The sequence below is a fragment of the Streptomyces sp. NBC_00513 genome, assembly GCF_041431415.1.
Lineage (GTDB): Bacteria > Actinomycetota > Actinomycetes > Streptomycetales > Streptomycetaceae > Streptomyces.
This window is the reverse complement of sequence record NZ_CP107845.1, coordinates 7,441,730-7,459,214: the sequence shown is the minus strand read 5'-3', so window position 1 is coordinate 7,459,214 and position 17,485 is coordinate 7,441,730. Positions and strand designations below refer to the sequence as shown.

General features: G+C 70.4%; 18 protein-coding genes. 10 read left to right on the top strand and 8 right to left on the bottom strand.

The genetic code is table 11. The features are described 5' to 3' along the window. Nucleotides 1-49: 49 nt before the first annotated feature. The 4 genes from OHA84_RS33615 to OHA84_RS33600 all read right to left on the bottom strand — a co-directional run bounded on the left by OHA84_RS33615 (nt 50) and on the right by OHA84_RS33600 (nt 5,164). Nucleotides 50-2,077, bottom strand: coding sequence for an AAA family ATPase (locus OHA84_RS33615; protein WP_266968131.1), 2,028 nt, complete (start codon nt 2,075-2,077; stop codon nt 50-52). 37 nt (nt 2,078-2,114) lie between these two features. Then, nucleotides 2,115-2,438: a hypothetical protein gene (locus OHA84_RS33610; protein ID WP_266968133.1), complete on the bottom strand. Its 324-nt coding sequence runs from the start codon at nt 2,436-2,438 to the stop codon at nt 2,115-2,117. Between the two features lie 13 nt (nt 2,439-2,451). Beyond that, nucleotides 2,452-3,693, bottom strand: coding sequence for an IS4 family transposase (locus OHA84_RS33605; protein WP_266968135.1), 1,242 nt, complete (start codon nt 3,691-3,693; stop codon nt 2,452-2,454). Between the two features lie 76 nt (nt 3,694-3,769). Beyond that, entirely contained in the window at nt 3,770-5,164 is a 1,395-nt protein-coding gene (locus OHA84_RS33600) for an FAD-binding oxidoreductase (protein ID WP_266968137.1), read from the bottom strand. A gap of 256 nt (nt 5,165-5,420) precedes the next feature. On the opposite strand from OHA84_RS33600, the gene OHA84_RS33595 reads away from it, so the two are divergent. The 6 genes from OHA84_RS33595 to OHA84_RS33570 all read left to right on the top strand — a co-directional run bounded on the left by OHA84_RS33595 (nt 5,421) and on the right by OHA84_RS33570 (nt 9,866). Continuing rightward, a complete protein-coding gene (locus OHA84_RS33595; RefSeq protein ID WP_266968139.1) occupies nt 5,421-7,067 on the top strand; it encodes an alpha/beta hydrolase in 1,647 nt (548 codons plus the stop codon). Between the two features lie 256 nt (nt 7,068-7,323). Next, complete coding sequence (locus tag OHA84_RS33590) at nt 7,324-7,929, top strand: GPP34 family phosphoprotein (protein ID WP_266968141.1); 606 nt, start codon at nt 7,324-7,326, stop codon at nt 7,927-7,929. Nucleotides 7,930-8,095: 166 nt separating this feature from the next. Then, complete coding sequence (locus tag OHA84_RS33585; RefSeq protein ID WP_266973847.1) at nt 8,096-8,509, top strand: rodlin; 414 nt, start codon at nt 8,096-8,098, stop codon at nt 8,507-8,509. A gap of 300 nt (nt 8,510-8,809) precedes the next feature. After that, on the top strand, nt 8,810-9,178 hold the full coding sequence (locus OHA84_RS33580; protein ID WP_266968143.1) for a VOC family protein: 369 nt from the start codon (nt 8,810-8,812) through the stop codon (nt 9,176-9,178). A 66-nt stretch (nt 9,179-9,244) separates the two neighbouring features. Then, entirely contained in the window at nt 9,245-9,487 is a 243-nt protein-coding gene (locus OHA84_RS33575) for a hypothetical protein (protein WP_266968144.1), read from the top strand. Between the two features lie 31 nt (nt 9,488-9,518). Beyond that, complete coding sequence (locus OHA84_RS33570) at nt 9,519-9,866, top strand: VOC family protein (protein ID WP_266968145.1); 348 nt, start codon at nt 9,519-9,521, stop codon at nt 9,864-9,866. Between the two features lie 91 nt (nt 9,867-9,957). On the opposite strand, the gene OHA84_RS33565 is transcribed toward OHA84_RS33570, so the two are convergent. Further along, on the bottom strand, nt 9,958-10,317 hold the full coding sequence (locus OHA84_RS33565; protein ID WP_266968146.1) for a subtilase-type protease inhibitor: 360 nt from the start codon (nt 10,315-10,317) through the stop codon (nt 9,958-9,960). A gap of 611 nt (nt 10,318-10,928) precedes the next feature. Between OHA84_RS33565 and OHA84_RS33560 the strand changes: the two genes are divergently transcribed. Beyond that, entirely contained in the window at nt 10,929-12,335 is a 1,407-nt protein-coding gene (locus tag OHA84_RS33560; RefSeq protein ID WP_266968148.1) for a S9 family peptidase, read from the top strand. Nucleotides 12,336-12,379: 44 nt separating this feature from the next. Next, nucleotides 12,380-12,961 (top strand): RNA 2',3'-cyclic phosphodiesterase, encoded by a 582-nt coding sequence (gene thpR / locus OHA84_RS33555; protein ID WP_266968150.1) that lies wholly within the window; start codon nt 12,380-12,382, stop codon nt 12,959-12,961. A 154-nt stretch (nt 12,962-13,115) separates the two neighbouring features. On the opposite strand, the gene OHA84_RS33550 is transcribed toward thpR, so the two are convergent. The 3 genes from OHA84_RS33550 to OHA84_RS33540 all read right to left on the bottom strand — a co-directional run bounded on the left by OHA84_RS33550 (nt 13,116) and on the right by OHA84_RS33540 (nt 16,028). Then, entirely contained in the window at nt 13,116-14,039 is a 924-nt protein-coding gene (locus tag OHA84_RS33550; RefSeq protein WP_266952630.1) for a SigB/SigF/SigG family RNA polymerase sigma factor, read from the bottom strand. Nucleotides 14,040-14,158: 119 nt separating this feature from the next. After that, nucleotides 14,159-14,680, bottom strand: a complete 522-nt coding sequence (locus OHA84_RS33545) for a hypothetical protein (RefSeq protein ID WP_266968152.1) — start codon at nt 14,678-14,680, stop codon at nt 14,159-14,161. 127 nt (nt 14,681-14,807) lie between these two features. Further along, complete coding sequence (locus tag OHA84_RS33540) at nt 14,808-16,028, bottom strand: saccharopine dehydrogenase family protein (protein ID WP_266968154.1); 1,221 nt, start codon at nt 16,026-16,028, stop codon at nt 14,808-14,810. 150 nt (nt 16,029-16,178) lie between these two features. Here OHA84_RS33540 and OHA84_RS33535 point away from each other — a divergent pair, with 150 nt between their 5' ends. Then, nucleotides 16,179-16,886 carry a TetR/AcrR family transcriptional regulator gene (locus OHA84_RS33535; protein ID WP_266968156.1) on the top strand — a complete coding sequence of 236 codons (708 nt, stop codon included), beginning with the start codon at nt 16,179-16,181 and terminating at the stop codon, nt 16,884-16,886. Between the two features lie 51 nt (nt 16,887-16,937). Then, on the top strand, nt 16,938-17,303 hold the full coding sequence (locus tag OHA84_RS33530) for an antibiotic biosynthesis monooxygenase (RefSeq protein WP_266968158.1): 366 nt from the start codon (nt 16,938-16,940) through the stop codon (nt 17,301-17,303). The last annotated feature ends 182 nt before the right edge of the window (nt 17,304-17,485 follow it).

Here is a 17,485-nt window from a genome sequence, read left to right as displayed (position 1 = left end):
GCCCGCGGCGACGACGCGGGCGCCGAGCCGTCACGCGGGCGCCGAGCCGTCACGCGGGCTGGACGGTGATGGTGCAGAGGCGCTTGGTGGCCCGGGTCAGGGCTACGTACAAGTCCCTTTCCCCACCGGGGCGGGCCGAGATGATTTCCTCGGGGTTCATGACGACGACCCCGTCGAATTCCAGGCCGCGCGCTTCGGACGCCGGCACGACGCGTGCGTGGTGAGCGATGCCCCGGGCCGTCAACTCGCCCACCCTGGTGTCCGCGCAGATCAGTCCCAGAAGCTCGCCCGGGTGCGCGGTGCTCTGGGCGCGGAGTTCCTGGAGGACGGCGGTGACCGACCCGTCCGGAGATGTGGTCACGGTGCGAGGGCTCTCACCGCTTCGCAGCGACCGTGTGGGCTTCTGGTCCGGAGCGATCCGCGTGAGCAGATCCCGGACGCTCTCCAGGATCTCCTGCGTGGTGCGATAGCTGACGGTCAGGTTGTGCAGTTTGAACCGCGGTCCGACGTGGGGGCTCAGCGCTTCCTTCCAGTCGCGTGCCGTGGCGACCGGGCCCGCCTGGGCGAAGTCTCCCACCAGCGTCATCGCCCGTGCCGGGCAGCGACGGACGATCATCCGCCACTGCATGGCGGTCAGCTCCTGCGCCTCGTCGACGACGACGTGCCCGTACGTCCGCTCTGGGGGGCCGTCGACCAGGCTCGCCGCCTCGTCCAGCAACGGCACATCGGCATCGGTCCACGGATCGTGCGGACCACGCAGCAGAAGGGACCGTTCCTGCGCGGTCAGGCCGGGCAGGCGCTCGGCGAGAACGCCGGCGTTCGTCAGAAGCGCCTTGACGAGGTCACCGGGTACCAGCCGCGGCCACAACGCCTCGACCGCTCGCTCGACGCCGGCGTCGTCGAGGAGATCGGCTCGGATGGCGTCCACGTCCAGCTCGTGGACCGGACCCGAGTCGGCCGCACCTTCGACACGGCGCTGTGCCGCTCCCGTGAACCGGTCCAGGTTGATGCCCGTCATCCTTTCGGAATCGGCGTCGATCTGCTCCAGGACGTCGCCCACGTCTCGTCGCATCGCGTCGGTGACGGCGTCGACCAAGAGCTCCCTGAACACCTGACGCGCGGGGTTGTGCCCCGGTGCGGCCGCCACTGCGGCGTCGCGTGCCGTGGCGACTTCCTCGCCGGACAGGCGAACCGGCTCCTGTCCGACCCGCACGGTGAAGTCACCGGCAGGGGCTTGGTGGACGCGCAACAAACCGGCCAAGGCGTCCGCGAGGTCGCAACCGCCCTTGAGACGCGCCGTGTCGAACGGGTCCACCGTGTCCGTGGACACTCCGGCCAGTTCCCGGCAGGTCGCCAGAATGACGTCGTTCTCTCCGAGCGAGGGAAGGACCTGGGAGATGTAGTCGATGAACCGGGCGTTCGGGCCCACCACCAGGACACCTTCCTGCGCGGCGCGCGGGAACGCGTACAGGACATAGGCCGCCCGGTGCAGGGCGACCACCGTCTTGCCGGAGCCGGGCCCGCCCTGCACCACGGTCACCCCGCGGTGGGCGGAGCGAACGATCTCGTCCTGCTCGGCCTGCAGTGTCGCGACGGCCGCGTGCATCCTGCCCGTACGCCGTGCCGACAGAGCCTCGGTCAACGGGCCGTCCCCCACGACGTCCTCGCCGGTCGGGGCGCTCCCGTCCAGCAATTCGTCGCTCACCGAGATGACCGTGCGCTCCTCTAGGCGCAGGTGCCGGCGCCTCCGCAGGCCCATCGGGTGGACCGGTGTCGCCTCGTAGAAGGGCCGCGCCGCGTTCGCGCGCCAATCCACGAGCAGAGGCAGGTCATCCTCCTCCGTATGCAGTCCGATCCGCCCGATGCGCAGGGCCGTGCCATCCGTCGAGTCGATGCGCCCGAATACCAGCCCCTTTTCGGCGCCCTCCAGCCGGCCGATTTCCTTGGCCAGACGCTCGGCGGCGATTTCCCTCTCATATACCTCACGGGCGCTTTCCGCCGGAGCCTTCAGCACACTCGCTCGGTGCACTCGCGCCTCGGAAAGCCGCTCGGTGAGCAACCCATACAGGGAGGACACATAATCCCGCTCCGATTCAACCGAACGCACAGCGGGATCATTCGTATTCGACAACAGGGGACTCCTTCGATTCGAGCCACACCATATGATCAAAGTTCCCTGAAAGTAAGCCTTGACTTACTTGACAAGCCATGGCCTTGCGGCTGAATCCATGACGGCCGGCCGTCACCTCCGGGGCGTCCCGCATTCCGCCGTTCCGCATATCGCCAATCGCGCTCCCGAAGCCCACCCACCTTTCAGCGAGCCCGCCCTTGGATACCGGCGATGTCTTGCCGCGCTCCAAAGGAACGAGCGAATACGGCAGGTGCCGGCGTCTTGCGGTTCGGCGCGCTGCGAGCGTGGCGAGCATCTCGGCTGCCACGGTGTCCCATCGCTCAGGAGGGAATGGCCGCCGTCCCGGTGGCGGTGCGGCGGACGATATTGACGGCTCTGAGCAAGCTGATCCGGTCCGGGTCGCTGTCGGCGCCCGTCGCGGCCTGGCAGATCAGGGAGCTGATTGCGTAGTGGACCAGAAGGTGGGCCCAGACCTCCTGGTGGACCAGATCCGGACTCGTGGACCGCAATACCTTCCCCGGCCCGGGTAGGACGCTCTTGAGCTGCCCCTTTTCGTCCTCCTCCTCCCATCTTCGCTGGTAGGCGCCCGCGAGTTCGGCGGCCGTCAAGGCATCGGGGTCGGTGATGTTCGTGATCAGGCAGATCAGTTCCTGCCCCTCGCGGTCGGGTACGTCGTACTCCACCACCCGCACCACATGGGCCGCGGCGGGGTCCGGCTTCGCCCCGGACCTTGCCTCGTCCAGCAGTTCCTCACGCTCCCGACCGCGAATCGCGGGGTCGACCAGCGCCGAGAGGTACGTGCCGTCGGACAGGACTTCCAGGATCGGCAGCGACAACCGCGTCGGTGCCCGCCAGCACACCGCAGCCCCCGTCCGCGTGGCGGCACTGAACGTGGCGAAGCTGTAGAACCCGCGATCGGCCAGCAGGAGCCAGTCGCTGGAAATCGAGATCAGCAGGGATGCGGCCATCTTCTTCTCGCTGCGGGCCCATGGGCCGACCTCGGCGTCCATGAACGCGTGGGACCCGCACTCGACCACGGCCACGACCCGGGCCCTGGGGAACGCCGAGCGAGAGCGGTCGTTGCCCGCATAGCCGAACTCGGCGGCGTTCTGCGGTGAGTCGGGCACATCGAGGTCGAAGCCTTCGATGCCCATCAGCCGCCACTGCCGAAGCCAGGCGCCCCGCGTCTCGCCGACAGCCACCGGCTCGGCGACCCGGTAGAACGTCTCACGCAGCACATCACGACCAAGCCGCTCGCGCGCCTGGGTGATCCCCGAGGACGTCGGTGGCTCCCATGCCGCGTCCCAGACACCGAGCTCCGACAGCGAACCGGTGACCTTCTGCGCGACCTCCTCGGCCCCGTCCTCGGCGAACAGGCAGAGGGCCATCGTCAAGTACGCGGTGACATGGGGAGGAAGCTTCCCACCACCGCGCTCAGCCACCCCGCACACCTCAACGGCTTCGTCGAGCTTGAACCGTGGTACCGCAGCGACCAAGACCCCCGGCGACACCTGGTCCTGCCGCGCAACCGGCCTACCCGCTCCAACCGCCCCCTGATCCATGCGCCAACCGTAGCCGTCCGCCCCCACCCCGAACGGATGTCAGCGACGGGCAGGACCAAGGCTGAACCCCGCACCGTCAAGGGGCCCCGCTCGCGCCGGCGGGAGCGATGTTCTGGTTGGCGTGGAAGAAGTTGTCCGGGTCGTACGTCCTCTTGATCTCCGCCAGCTTGTCGTAGTGGTCGCGGTACGTGGCGCGCACCCGGTCCTGGTCCTCCCCCGCGCCGATGAAGTTCACGTACGTGCCGCCCATCGAGTGCGGGCGCAGTTCCTCCCAGTAGTCCACGGCCCACTGCCTGATCAGCTCCGCGTTCGCGGGGTCCGGGTCGATGCCGCCGATCACGCCCGACCAGACCGCGTCACGGTAGGCCCATGCCGTCTCGTCCTTGCCGACCCGTGCGGCGGCCCCGTCGATCGGGTAGAGGTGCATGGTCGACAGGCCGGTCGGGAGGTTCTCGGCGTACTTGAGGTGGACGTCCAGCGACCCGTCGGTGATCTGGTCGAAGAAGTGCCCGCGCCAGTACCACTGCAGGCCCTTGGGGATCAGTTGGTCGAACATGGTCTGCAGGACCGGGTACGGCATCGGGGTCGTGAAGTGGAAGGCGGGCGGACCCGGTTCACTCACGCGGGCCAGGACGTCGCCGAGGTCCTCGGGATCACCGGTCCAGCACCAGACGACGGCGCACATCTTGTGCCCGTGGATCTCCTCGGGGAACGGCGGGCCCGGCGGCACCGCCAGCGCGGCGAAGAACCCGTTCAGCTCCACGGGCGCCGCCGGCAGGAACTCGCGGTACCAGCGCAGCACTTCGCGCGTGGCGTCGACAGGCCAGAGCGTGATGGACACGCCCACCGTGTCGACCGGGTGCAGTCGGAAGGTGAAGGAGGTCACCACGCCGAAGTTCCCTCCGCCGCCCCTCAATGCCCAGAAGAGGTCCGGGTGCTCCGAGGCGCTCGCCGTGACGAAGGTGCCGTCGGCGAGCACCACGTCGGCGGAGAGCAGGTTGTCGATGGTCAGGCCGAACCTGCGGGTCAGGTGGCCGTGGCCGCCGCCCAGCGTCAGACCGCCGACTCCCGTCGTCGACATGATTCCGGCGGGCGTGGCCAGGCCGAAGCCATGGGCGGCGTGGTCGAGGTCGCCGAGTTGGGTGCCCCCGCCCACGATGGCGGTCCTCGCCGCCGGGTCCACCCGGACCCAGCGCATCGGCGACAGGTCGAGCGTGACCCCGCCGTCGAGCAGGCACAGGCCGGGACCGCTGTGGCCGCCTGCGCGTACGGCGATGTCGAGGCCACTGTCGCGGACCAGGCCGATCGCGGCCTTCACGTCCGCCGCGTCCGCGCACCGCACGAAGGCGGCCGGCCGTCGGTCGATCATCGCGTTGTAGAGCTTGCGGGTCTCGTTGTACTCCGGGTCTTGCGGGCCGATGACCGGGCCGCGCAGCGCGGTCCGCATCGCCTCCAGCGTCGTGCCGTTCATGGCGATCTCCTGACAGCGGGCACTTCCAGCGTCCCGCCGCACGGCGGGCGCCGCAATCGGGGGGCGTCCGGGCCCCGCCCACTGCCCCGATCGGCCCGCTCGGGGCCCGACGAGGCTACGGGCCGGCCCCTCGTTCGGGTGCGGTCGGCTCGCGCGCGGCGCCGGATCACAGTGTCGTTGTGCGCAGGAACGCGTACCGCGGTGTGCACGGCATCGACCGCGAAGGGCGCCCGACGGCGAAGGAGAACGGCGGAGCATGTCCGTACCCGGATCCACGAGAGGCCGCTCCCGGCACTACGCGGCGACGCTGGCCGTGACGGCCATCGGCTCCACGCTCTTCCTCGGGCCCACGCTCGCCCCCGCCGACGGCATGCCGTCGCCGTCGGTAACCGCGTCCGCGTCGACAGCCGGCCAGGGGCGACTGGACTGGCACCCCTGTGTGCCCGGCAGCCCCTTCGATTGCGCCGGTTTCAAGGTGCCGCTGAACCACCGCGAACCTCGCGGGCGCGGCATCGACCTGGCGGTGGTCCGACGCAAGGCGAGCGACCCGGGGCGGCGCGTCGGCACCCTCTTCTTCAACCCCGGCGGCCCCGGCGGGCCCGGGACGGTGCAGATGCCGGCCAATTACGGGGCCTTCCCGAAGGAGCTGCGGGAGCGGTTCGACATCGTCAGCTGGGATCCCCGCGGCATCGGCAACAGCACCGCGGTGAACTGCTTCGAGAGCCCCGAGAAGGCCGCCGCCTGGGCCTCGGGCAAACCGGTCGGCTTCCCGGTGGGCGCCAAGGAGCGGGCGTCCTGGATCGCCGCGTACGAGGATCTCGGGCAGCGCTGCCGCCGCCGCGATCCCGAACTGCTGCGCCACGTGTCGACTGCGGACACCGCCCAGGACCTCGAACTTCTGCGCAGGGCGACAGGCGAGCAGCACATCAACTTCCTCGGGGTCTCGTACGGCACCTTCCTGGGCGCCACGTACGCCAACCTGTTCCCCGACAAGGTCCGCGCCATGGTCCTCGACAGCAACATCGACCCGCAGGCCTGGACGAACCACGCCTCTCAGGGCGAACCGCGTTCCACGACGCTGCTGCGCATGGGCTCGGACCGCACCGCGGCGGCGACACTGGACCGCTTCCTCGCTCTCTGCGGCTCCACCACGACCGCCCGCTGCGCCTTCTCCGCCGGCAGCCCGAAAGCGACCCGCGAGAAGTTCGACGGACTCACGAAGCGCCTCCGGGAGCGTCCGGTCGGCGAGTGGACGTACTCCAGGACGATCGCGGACGTGGTGAACGGCCTCTACATCGTCCACCCGGGGTGGACGGATCTCGCCGGTCGGCTCCAGGAGCTGTGGCGGGGCCGCGTGCCCGGGCAGCCCGTGTACCCGCCCCCGCCCCCGGTCGCGCAGCCGAATCCGTACCTGGGCGACGAGCAGGCGGCCGCCGTGTGGTGCGGCGACAGCCCCAATCCGCGCGACCCCGCCGTCTACCACTCCCTTGAGGAGGGCAGCGCCGGCCGCGCGGGCGACGCCGGACGGTACTGGACCTGGGCGGCGGAACCGTGTGCCACCTGGCCGGCCCGCTCCGCGAACCGCTACCGCGGCCCGTGGGACAGGCCCACGGCGCACCCCGTGCTGGTGGTCGGCACCACCTACGACCCCTCCACGCCGTACTCGGACGCCCAGGCCATGGCCAAGGAGCTGGCCCATGCCCGCCTGCTGACCCACGACGGGTACGGGCACACCGCGCTGTTCAACAACTCCAGCAGTTGCGTCAACTCCTACGAGAGCCGGTACTTCGTCGACGGCACCCTCCCGCCGCCCGGAACGACGTGCCGCCCGGACACACCGCCCTTCTCCTCACCCCGGCCACTCGCGGGCGTGGCCGCCGGCGGGGCGTTCCGGGGTGACTGACCCCGCCCGGCTCTTCGGCGCTCGCGCCCCCGAAGCCCACGAACGCGTGCTCCTGGTCAGTGACTTCGCGCGCGAGGGAGTCGTCCTGGGGCGGATCCGCCTCGGGCCCGCCGTCGCGTCCCGCACCGTCCCCACCCCGGCGGGACGCGGCGAGGGCCATACTGGAACTCCACGCGCGGGAGTTCGTTCAAGCCTCCGCGCATCGGGCCGGCCGGGTGGTGGCGACTCACCGCCGAGACTTCGAGGGGAGCCGTTCATGACAACGGCGAAAGACCTGTTCTTCCTGGCCATGGAGCGGCAGGTGAGCCGGCCCGTGGGGCAGGGAGACCTGTCGCTCGCGCTCGCGGGAGCCGAGCTGATCGACCTCATCGGCGCCGGGGCCGTCACCCTGGACGGCGACCGGATCGTGCCGGAGCGGGACCCTTCACCGGATGACCGCCTCCTCGGCGAGGCAGCGGAGTCCCTCGTCCGCCAGGTGCCCTACGAGCGGGTCGAGGAGTGGCTGTGGCGCAGGGGCGGTGACCTCTCCGGGAGTTATCAGGCGGCCTTGGAGAAGGACGGTCAACTGGTCCCCCGGCGAGGGGGTTTGTCGCCCTTCGGCGCCGATCGCCTGGAACTGGTCGATTCGCCTTCCAGGCGCCGGTCCCTGAGCCGCTGGGAGGCCGCCGAACCGGTCCTCGTCACCCTCGCCTCGGCCGTGGGTATCGAGAGCGAGCAGTCCGACGACGAGCCGAACCTCGGCGACGACGCGGTGACGACCGTACTGGCCGTCGTCAATGACGCGGTCATGGAACTGGAAGCCGTACGTCAGAGGCGGACCATCGAGAACTCGGCGTTCGCCAACCTCTGGCGAGGGCCGTGACGGGAACTCGGCACACCGGTCGGGCAGGTGAGTGGTCGGCCATGGTGTCGACGGAACCGATCTGCGGCTGAACGGGTGAACCGGGAGAACCGGCGAAACCTGTGCGGGGTCCACGCGTTGATCAAGGCACTTGTCACCGTCCACTCGTGCACCAGAGAGATCAATGATGATTAAGAAGATGATGGCCACCGCCGCCGCCACCGCCTCCATCCTCGGCGCGGGCGCCGCAGTGGCCGCCCCGGCCATGGCCATCGGCAACGACAACGGCGTCAACACCGTCAACGGCAACGGCGCCTCGCAGATCTACGGCAACCAGAAGACCGCCGGCGACCAGAGCCCGCAGCTCAGCCTCGTCCAGGGCACCCTGAACAAGCCCTGCATCGGCCTGCCGGCCAAGGTCAACGCCCAGTCGCTGATCGCCCTGCTCGCCAACGTCGGTGTCCAGGACGTCAACGTCCTGTCCAACCCGCAGAACCAGCAGTGCACCGAGAACTCCACCCAGGCCAAGGGCGACGAGCCGCTCTCGCACATCCTGGACAACATCCCGGTCCTGTCCGGCAACCTGTCGGCCGGCAGCTGACGCACCGCTCCCCCCGTCGGCCGGGGCCTCCGACGCCTGCGCGAGTGCCCACGAGGCCCCGGCTTACCCATCCCCCTCCGTGACTTCACCTCGTTCGTCGGCGCGCACCACGCGCCGCGCGAGGGGCCGTTCAGGCGGGGTGCCCACCGGCACGCAGAGGAGCCTCCCACCCTTCGGGGTGGGAGGCTCCTCTGCGTGCGTGACGCTCGCCGCGCCCGTGCGTGACGCTCGCCGCGCGGCGAGACACCCCGATGCGATATCCCTGGAGCGCCAGGGAGCCGACAGCGCGATAATCGGCGGATGTTGAACATCGGATCGGTCGTGTTGGGTGTTTCGGACGTACGGCGTGCGGTCGCGTTCTGGACGCGGGCCCTGGCCTACGTGCCGCGCGACGAGGTGGAGGAGGACTGGGCCGTGCTGGCGCCGGCGACCGGGGCCGGGGTCCATCTGGCCCTCGGACTGAGCCGGACGCCGGTGCGGGAACATCCGAGGACCCACCTGGACCTGTACGCCGCGGACGCGGCCGATCAGGCCGCCGAGGTGGACCGGCTGGTGTCCCTGGGCGCCGAGCGCGTCGACTGGGACCTCTACCCCGCCGACCCCGACTTCGTCGTTCTCGCCGACCCCGACGGCAACCGCTTCTGCGTCATCGACACGAGTCGTGGTTGACGAGGGAGCCTCACCCCGTCCGGCGACAGAGGTGACGCGGCGGGTCCGGGCGCCGTTGTCTCCTGCATGGACGACACTCTCGAACTACTCGACATCCTCCTCGACGGCGTCACCGGGCAACGACTCAAGCTCATCAGCGAGGACGAGGCCCGGGCCTTGATCGTCCTCCTCGGCTTCCTCGACGACGACCGGCAGGACGCGGACGTCCGCGGCGCGGCAGCCGAGATGCGGTCGCGCCTCGGCTCCCGTCTCGGCCGACCGGCCGCCCTGTCGGATGCCTCGCCGCCCGAGGTCGTTCCGGATCTCTGACCACCCCTTCCCTCTCACCGTGGAGCAGTTGATGGCCGTACGTCGCGTCGTGCCGAACATCGTTTCCGAGGCCGCGCGGGAAAGTCGCGAGTTCTACGGCCTGTTGGGCTTCGAGGAGGTGATGAACCACGGTTGGATCATGACGCTCGCCTCACCGTCCAGTCCGACGGCGCAGATCAGCTTCATGAGCTCCGACAAGACCGCGCCGGTCAATCCCGACCTGAGCGTCGAGGTGGACGATGTGGACGCGGTCTACGCGGCCGTGCTGGAGGAAGGCGCCGAGATCGTCCACCCCTTGCAGAACGAGGAATGGGGAGTGCGGCGCTTCATGGTCCGCGACCCCAACGGCCGCGTCGTCAACGTGCTCGGCCACATCTGACGTCCGAAGGGTCCTCGGGGGAGCCGGCGGGCGTCACGGGCCGGGTGCGGCGAGGGGCCTCCTGTTCCGAGGCCCGCCCGCCGGGGTCGGATCAGAACGCGAAGACGGCGTTCCCGTTCAGGGTCGCGGACATGGCGCAGGCGTTGGAGAAGGTGTGCTTCCAGGCGACGCGGCTGCCCTGCCACACGCCGTCCGCGGTGACGGTGACCGGGTCGTAGTTCATCGGACACGCGCGGCCGTGGTCGGGGGCGGCCAGCAGGCGGTCCAAGGAGCCGCCGGTGGCCTTCAGGGCCGTACAGGCGGCCTTGGGGTCGGGGTGGGTACCCTGCGCGCTCGGCGCGCAGCTGAGGGTGGACGCCCGGACGACGGTCGCCGCGGAGTCGTCCCCCTGGGCGACGGTGAAGACCAGGGCGGACGGGGCGTACAGGCTCGCGGGCTGTGCCTGTGCCACGCCGGCGACGCCGGCAAGGCTGAGGAGGGCAGCGGCAGAGACAGCAGCGATGCGGTGACGCACGACAAGCTCACTTTCGATTCAAAGGTTGAGCGCGATAATTGTTTGCGCTATCGCGATTCGGTGAGGCCAACCCTGTCTGATCCCAAGGGGAGTTGCACATCGATGGCCGCTTTACGGACACACCGTCCGCATACCGGAGACCGAATGGTCGTTCGGGCAGCTCAGGGGGTACGTGCGCGCTCCGTAGCGGCATGCCGACAGGCGGTTACCTCGGTCGGGACGTGCCGTCTTGAGGCTTCTGACCTGCTGCCGGCCGCACGCGGTTCACCGGACGGCCATTCAGCTTGGCCGGATCGGTACGATCCGACCACCCGGCCGCGCCCCGCGACGCCTCGACGGGGCGCGGGGGCCGAGCAGCAGGCGGTCAGGTGGTCGTGCCGCCGGCGCGGCACCCCCATCCCTCCGGGGGACATCCGAGCGGAGGGCGAGAACACGCCCGTGACCAGCCACTTCGCTACCGGGCGGGATCACCGTGGTCGGCGAGGCATGGGCCGTTCGGAGGCAGGACGAGATGTCGTCCCGCCGCGTCGGGGCTACGTTCCGCTGGTATGACGCACGCACCACGCCACCACGAGTCCGGTCCCACTCGCCGCGCCCTCCTCGTCGCCGGCGCGGGGGCGGGGGCGGCGCTCGCCGCCGGCTGCGCTCCCGGGGGCGAGCGCGGCGCTCCGGCGGCCACGGTCAGCGGCTCCCCCTCGCCGCGACCGGCCGCGAACCCCACTCCCGGGGCGATGACGCTCTTCAAGGACCCGGCGTACAACTTCAACGGTCTGCTCGCGCTGGGTGCCGCCGGGGCCGGGGCCAGTGAGGTCGGCGAGGTCCTCACCGCCGTGAACGCGATCAACGGGGCCGGCCTCTCCGCGCAGACGTACGTCGAAACGTTCCGCCAGCTCGGCGACAAGCTCCTCAAACCGCCGCCGGGCGCGCCGGCCGACGACCAGACCAAGCGGTTCCGGGCCTTGCGCGCCGCCCAGTACTACGGGCAGGCGCTGTTCTTCGTCCTCGGTTCGAAGGATCCGGGGTCGGAGGAGCAGCTGTACAAGTCGGGGCGCGGCGCCTGGGACGCGTTCTGCGACCGGTGCGAGCCCGCCCCGGTCAAGGCCTCGGTACCGTACGGCACGACGCCGCTGCCGGTGTGGTTCTTCCGCCCCGACGAGTCGAACGCTCCCCGTCCCACCGTGATCCTGACCAACGGGAGCGACGGGCAGAACGTCGACATGTGGACCTACGGCGTACCGGCCGCGCTCGAACGCGGTTGGAACGCGCTCGTCTACGACGGGCCGGGACAGGGGCAACTGCTCTTCGTCGACCGGGTGGTGTTCACCCCCACCTGGGAGAAGGTCGTCACCCCGCTCGTCGACTGGCTGTCCGCCCGTCCCGACGTGGACCCCGGGAAGATCGCTCTGACCGGTCTGAGCATGGCGGGGGACCTCGCTCCGCGGGCGGCGGCCTTCGAGCACCGGATCGCCGCGCTGGTGGCCATGCCGGGCTGCGTCGAACCGTGGCTGGGCTTCCCGCCCGAGATCCGGGAGATCCTCACGCCCGGCAGGGAGGAGACGAACGACATCTGGAACAAGAAGGTCGTTCCCGAACTTCCCCCGGACGCCGCCGCCGTGATGAAGAAGCGCTTCGAGCCCTTCTCGATTCCGGCGATGCTCGAAGGCCGGCAGGGCAAGCTGTTCACCGACTTCTACACCCCCGCGACCCGTATCCAGGCGCTGGCGATCACCTCGGTCGTCAGCCGGATCAAGGCACCGACCCTGGTCCTGGACTACGACGACGAGCAGTTCTACCCCGGCCAACCGCGCCAGATGTACGACAAGCTCACCTCGCCCAAGGACTACCTGAAGCTGACCGCCGCGGAGGGCGCACAGCTGCACTGCTCCCCCATGGCCCCACAGCTGCACTGCGAGGTCGTCTTCGACTGGCTCCAGGACACCCTGTCGGGGAACTGACCCCGCCCCCGACCGACCCGGCGGCCGGTGGTACCAATTCCTACGTGAAGGAACAGAATCAGGGCTCGACCGTCCGCGTGTTCGTGGCGCTCGCCCCGCCCGACGAGGCGAAGGACGAGCTGGCGCGGGAACTGCGGGCCGCCTACGAGGCGTACCCCCGCATGCGGTGGAACCGCATCGAGGACTGGCACATCACCTTGGCGTTCCTCGGTGAGCTACCGGTCTCGACCGTGCCGCTGCTGCGGCCGCCGCTCGCCGCGCTGGCCGCTGCGCGGCGCCCCCTGCGTCTGGCCATGCGCGGGGGCGGGCACTTCGACGAGCGGGTGCTGTGGAGCGGGATCGAAGGGGACCTGGAAGGGCTGCACGGACTCGCCACAGAGGTGCGCGCCCTGGTCCGGGAGTGCGGCGTGGACTTCGAGGAACGGCCGCTGCGGCCTCATCTGACGCTGGCCCGATCCCGCCGGGACGACCCCTCCAGCGTCGTGAAGGTGGCCGCCGAGCTCGCCGGGTTCACCGGCCGTCCCTGGCAGACGGAACGCCTGCACCTGGTGGGCAGCAACATCGGGCGCGGCCCGGGAGCGATCCACTACCGCGACATCGAGGCGTGGAGCTTCGACGGGCACTGAACGGTGCGCGGGCGGGAGTGCCGGCCGAGGCGGGTGCCGTCGGGGCGCGGGTCGCGCCGCGCCCCGACGGTGGAGGTGGGGGCCGGTTCCAAGAGCCCCTCACGGGGTGATTCGGAACTCGAACGCGATCGGATGGGTGCGGGTCGCGGGCTCTCTAGCCGGCGAGCATTCCGGTGCGCAGGCGGGTGAGGGTGCGGGTCAGGAGGCGGGAGACCTGCATCTGGGAGATGCCGAGTTCGGCGCCGATCTCGGCCTGGGTCTTCTCCTGCCCGAACCGCATCGCCAGGATCTGCCGATCCCGGGGCGCCAGGTCCTTCAGCAACGGGGCCAGCGTGTGGAAGTCCTCGAACAACTCCATCGCCGGATCCACGTCACCGACCGTGTCCGCCAGCGAACGCGGCTGCGCGGACGGCCGACTCCCCGAGGACGTCGACTCGTCGATCGACCCGCTCGTGTAACCGTTCGCCGCGACCATGCCCTCGACGACCTGCTCCTGCGACAACTCCAGATGCTCGGCCAGCTCCTTGACCGTCGGCGCCCGACCGAACACCTCCGTCAGCGCCTCCTGGCTCTTGGCCAGCTCCGTCCGCAGCTCCTGCAACCGGCGCGGAACATGCACCGCCCACGTCGTGTCACGGAAGAACCGCTTGATCTCCCCCGTGATGAACGGAAGCGCCAACGTCGAGAACTCCACCTCACGCTCCGGATCGAACCGGTCGATCGCCTTGATCAGACCGATCGTCCCGACCTGGACGATGTCGTCCAACTCGATCCCACCACCACCGGTCGCACGCCCCCGAAAACGCCGCGCCGCGAAGTTCACCAACGAGATGTTCATCTCGATCAGCGTGTTCCGCGCGTACTGGTACTCACGCGTCCCCTCCTCCAACGACCGCAACCGCACCAGGAACAGACGCGACAACTCCCGCGCGTCCGAAGGCGCCACCGCACGCGCGTCATCGATCCGCGGCAACACCGACGAACCCGACCCCTCCACCACCGACCCCACAGGCGGCACGACACACGGCCCGACCCGCACATCGAGAGAAGGACTGACAACTGCGGCGGCGTGGGACATGGAACCGTTCCTCCCCTGGACGGATGACTTGCAGGGCCCGTCTGCCCATGCGACGCGTTCTCACACCCCTCACTCACGTCTTTTTTCCTTCGAGGGGAAGACGGGCTCGTGGCTCCCCGTCATCGGGGTCGGACGCCGAGGGTGGCCGCCATCCGCCGCAGAACGCGGTGCTGCCGAGCGGCGGTCCATGTCATCCACCCCAGGAAGCCCGCCGCGAAGAGGGCGAAGACCACGGTCTGGAGGCCACCGGCCGTGAATCCCACCAGCACCACGATGGCCGTGAACATCAGGGCCAGGAACACCAGCGCCGCACGACGGTGTCGAGTCGCCCGCAGCCTCTCCTGTACCAGGCGCCCCATGGTGGCCCGTTCGTCGGCCGATTCCGGGACCTGGCCGTGGCGCAGACGGTCGTCCAGTGACGCGTACTCCTCGTTGGAGACGCCACCCGCCGCCCGGCGCTCGCGGCGCCGGGCCAGGAACAGGACGCCCAGCGCCCCGACGGCGCCCACCGCGGCACGCACGACGGCCTCCGTCGGGGACTGCCCGGGGCTGAGGAGCAGAATCACCCCCGCACCGATCGCGACCATGAACAACGCCTGAGCCCACAGGTGTGTGGCCAACCACTTGTTCAACGCTCTCACGCGTCTCCCCCAACCCTCTTGTCGGACAACGGCTTTGGACGTCCTGTGCCCTGGGCCGGTGCCCCCATGCGGAGGGGTGTGGCGGGTGGTGCTTGGCGGAGGGTCGGCGCGGTGGCGCTCGGACCCGTCACCGCTCGCGCATGCCCCACGGGGATCCATAGACGGTGAGCAGGTCCAGGAAGGGACGGGCGGGCAGGGCCTCGGGGCCCAGGACGCCGGAGCCCTTCCAGGCGCCCGTGGCCAGGAGCTCCAGGGCCACGACGGGGTTGACGGCGGTCTGCCAGACCACGGCCTGGGAACCGTACTCGCTCATGGACCACTCGTTGTCGACGACGTGGTACAGGTACACCTCGCGCGGGACGCCGTCCTTGGTGCCCTTCACCCAGGTGCCGGCGCAGGTCTTGCCGGACATGCGGTCCCCGAGGGTCGCCGGGTCGGGCAGGCAGGCGGCGACGACGTCCCGGGGGGAGACGCGGACCGGGCCGTCCGGGCCGGGCACGGTCACCGGTTCGGTGCTGTCCAGGCCGAGCGCGTGGAGGGTCTTGAGCTTGCCGATGAAGTCCTCGCCCAGGCCGTACTTGAAGGTGACCCGCCGGGCCTGGAGCCATCGGGGCATCAGCAGCACCTCCTCGTGCTCGACGTTGACGCACTCGACGGGGCCGATGCCCTCGGGGAAGTCGAAGACCTCGGGCTCGCTGAACGGCTCGGTGGTGAACCAGCCGCGGCCCTCCTCGTACACCACGGGCGGGTTGAGGCATTCCTCGATGGTGGTCCAGATGTTGAAGGAGGGGGCGAACTCGTATCCGTCGACGGTGAGGTTCGCGCCGTCGCGGACCCCGAGTTCCTCGATCTCGTCGAAGAGCTCGTCCGCGGCGTGGCGGGCGAAGACGTCCGACAGGCCGGGTTCGACGCCCATGCCGACCAGGGCGAGGCGGTCCGCCGCGCGCCACGCGTCGGCCAGCGCGAACTGGGCGTCACCGAGCCGTACGCCGCACCGCTCGTAGGGACGGTCCGGGTCCGGGTACGACAGGGACATGGCCATGTCCAGGTAGTGCGTGCCGGCGCCGAGGGCCGCCCGGAACAGGGGCATCACGAACCGCGGATCGGTGGCGTTGAGCAGGACGTCGTAGCCGCCGGAGGAGAGCAGGGCGGTCACGGCGGCCTCGTCGGAGGCATCGGCTCGGACGGCGTCGAACCGGGTCTCGGCCGGGCCGAGCGCGGTGACGGCCGCCTCTGCGCGGGAGAGGTCGTAGTCGGCGACGGTGACGTGGGTGAGGAACGTGCGGCGGGCGGCGATCCGGGAGATCGCGGTGCCGACGCCGCCGGCACCCATCAGGAGGACGCGCATGGTCAGACCCTTCGTGCGGGTGGGAGCGGGTTGAACGGGGCGGGCCTGAAAGGCCTTCCCTCGGGTGGATCAAACCCGCGCCGCCGAGTTAACGTCAATGGTGTTGGCTTAAGGGTTCGAGCGGGTGGAGAAGCGGGTGGAGGGGCGATCATGGCGAAGCGGGTGGTGCCCGAGGAGGCGCGGAGGCGACGGCGTCCCACGCGCACGGGAACGGTGCTGTCGGAACGGCTGATCGTCGAGACGGCGCTGCGGATGCTGCGCGAGCACGGCGGCGCGGGGCTGAGCGCGCGCAGGTTGGGGGCCGCGCTCGGCGCCGATCCCAGCACCTTGTACCGGTACTTCACGGGCATGGACGAGCTGACCCGGGCGATCGGCGAGGAGCTGATCGGCCGGGCGTTGGACGGCTGGGCCGCGGGTGGGGGCTGGCGGGCCGACCTGCGCGAGCTGGGGCTGCGGATCCACCGCGCGTATCTGGCGCATCCGCAGGCGGCGGTGCTGACGGCGAGCCGGGTGAGCGGGCGGCCCCGGGAGATCGCCGCGGACGAGGCCGTGCTGGGAGTGCTGCGGACGGCCGGTTTCGAGGATCCGGCGGCCGTGCGGATCTATCACGCGTTCATCGACCAGAGCCTGGCCTTCTCCGCGCTGGACGCCGGGGCCCTGGCGCTGGCCGAGGAGGACCGCTCGGCGGACGAGGCCATGTGGGAGACCACGTACGCGGCCCTGCCCGCGGAGCGCTACCCGCACATCGCGGCCACGGCGGGGCTGCTTGCGGCGCGGATGGCGGACAGCGCGTATCCGGTGGCGCTGGAGATGCTGCTGGAGAGCGCGGCGGCGCGGCTGGCCGCGGGCGGCGGGTGACGCCGGCGCGGTGGGAGGCAACAACGGCCGACGGCACGGAAGATAGGGCTCATGACCGTTACCGCGAACATCGACTCGACCCGCCCCGTGACGACGCTGATCAACGTCTTCACGGTCGCCCCCGAGCACCAGCAGGAGCTGACCGACCTGTTGGCGCGCGCCACCGAGGAGACGATGAAGCACCAGCCGGGCTTCGTCAGCGCCACCTTCCACGCCAGCCAGGACGGGCAGCGCGTGATCAACTACGCCCAGTGGGAGTCCGAGGAGCACTATCACGCGGTGTTGGCCGACCCCGAGGCCCGCGCCCACATGAAGGCGGCGTCCGCTCTCGCGACCGACATCCAGCCGCGGCTGTTCCGCGTGACCTCCTCGCACCGCAAGGAGCAGCCCACCTCTCCCGGGCACGTCGAGGCATGATCTGCCGATCACCCCTCGCGTTTTCAACAAAGCCGTAGAAACATGAGGGCGCGGGAGCGCGCGGGGGCCCCATACGGAGGGTTCCCCGGCAGGGCCGACCACCCGAAGCGACCCCTTTGCCGATCCTTTACGATTGTGGCGGGGTATTGCCCCGCCGGATGGACTCGCTCGCGGATGACCGC

Coding starts and splice junctions, on each gene's coding strand:
- OHA84_RS33605 (WP_266968135.1), bottom strand. CDS start 3,693: ATGGATCAGGGGGCGGTTGGAGCGGGTAGGCCGGTTGCGCGGCAGGAC.
- OHA84_RS33600 (WP_266968137.1), bottom strand. CDS start 5,164: ATGAACGGCACGACGCTGGAGGCGATGCGGACCGCGCTGCGCGGCCCG.
- OHA84_RS33595 (WP_266968139.1), top strand. CDS start 5,421: ATGTCCGTACCCGGATCCACGAGAGGCCGCTCCCGGCACTACGCGGCG.
- OHA84_RS33590 (WP_266968141.1), top strand. CDS start 7,324: ATGACAACGGCGAAAGACCTGTTCTTCCTGGCCATGGAGCGGCAGGTG.
- OHA84_RS33585 (WP_266973847.1), top strand. CDS start 8,096: ATGATTAAGAAGATGATGGCCACCGCCGCCGCCACCGCCTCCATCCTC.
- OHA84_RS33580 (WP_266968143.1), top strand. CDS start 8,810: ATGTTGAACATCGGATCGGTCGTGTTGGGTGTTTCGGACGTACGGCGT.
- OHA84_RS33575 (WP_266968144.1), top strand. CDS start 9,245: ATGGACGACACTCTCGAACTACTCGACATCCTCCTCGACGGCGTCACC.
- OHA84_RS33570 (WP_266968145.1), top strand. CDS start 9,519: ATGGCCGTACGTCGCGTCGTGCCGAACATCGTTTCCGAGGCCGCGCGG.
- OHA84_RS33560 (WP_266968148.1), top strand. CDS start 10,929: ATGACGCACGCACCACGCCACCACGAGTCCGGTCCCACTCGCCGCGCC.
- OHA84_RS33550 (WP_266952630.1), bottom strand. CDS start 14,039: ATGTCCCACGCCGCCGCAGTTGTCAGTCCTTCTCTCGATGTGCGGGTC.
- OHA84_RS33540 (WP_266968154.1), bottom strand. CDS start 16,028: ATGCGCGTCCTCCTGATGGGTGCCGGCGGCGTCGGCACCGCGATCTCC.
- OHA84_RS33535 (WP_266968156.1), top strand. CDS start 16,179: ATGGCGAAGCGGGTGGTGCCCGAGGAGGCGCGGAGGCGACGGCGTCCC.
- OHA84_RS33530 (WP_266968158.1), top strand. CDS start 16,938: ATGACCGTTACCGCGAACATCGACTCGACCCGCCCCGTGACGACGCTG.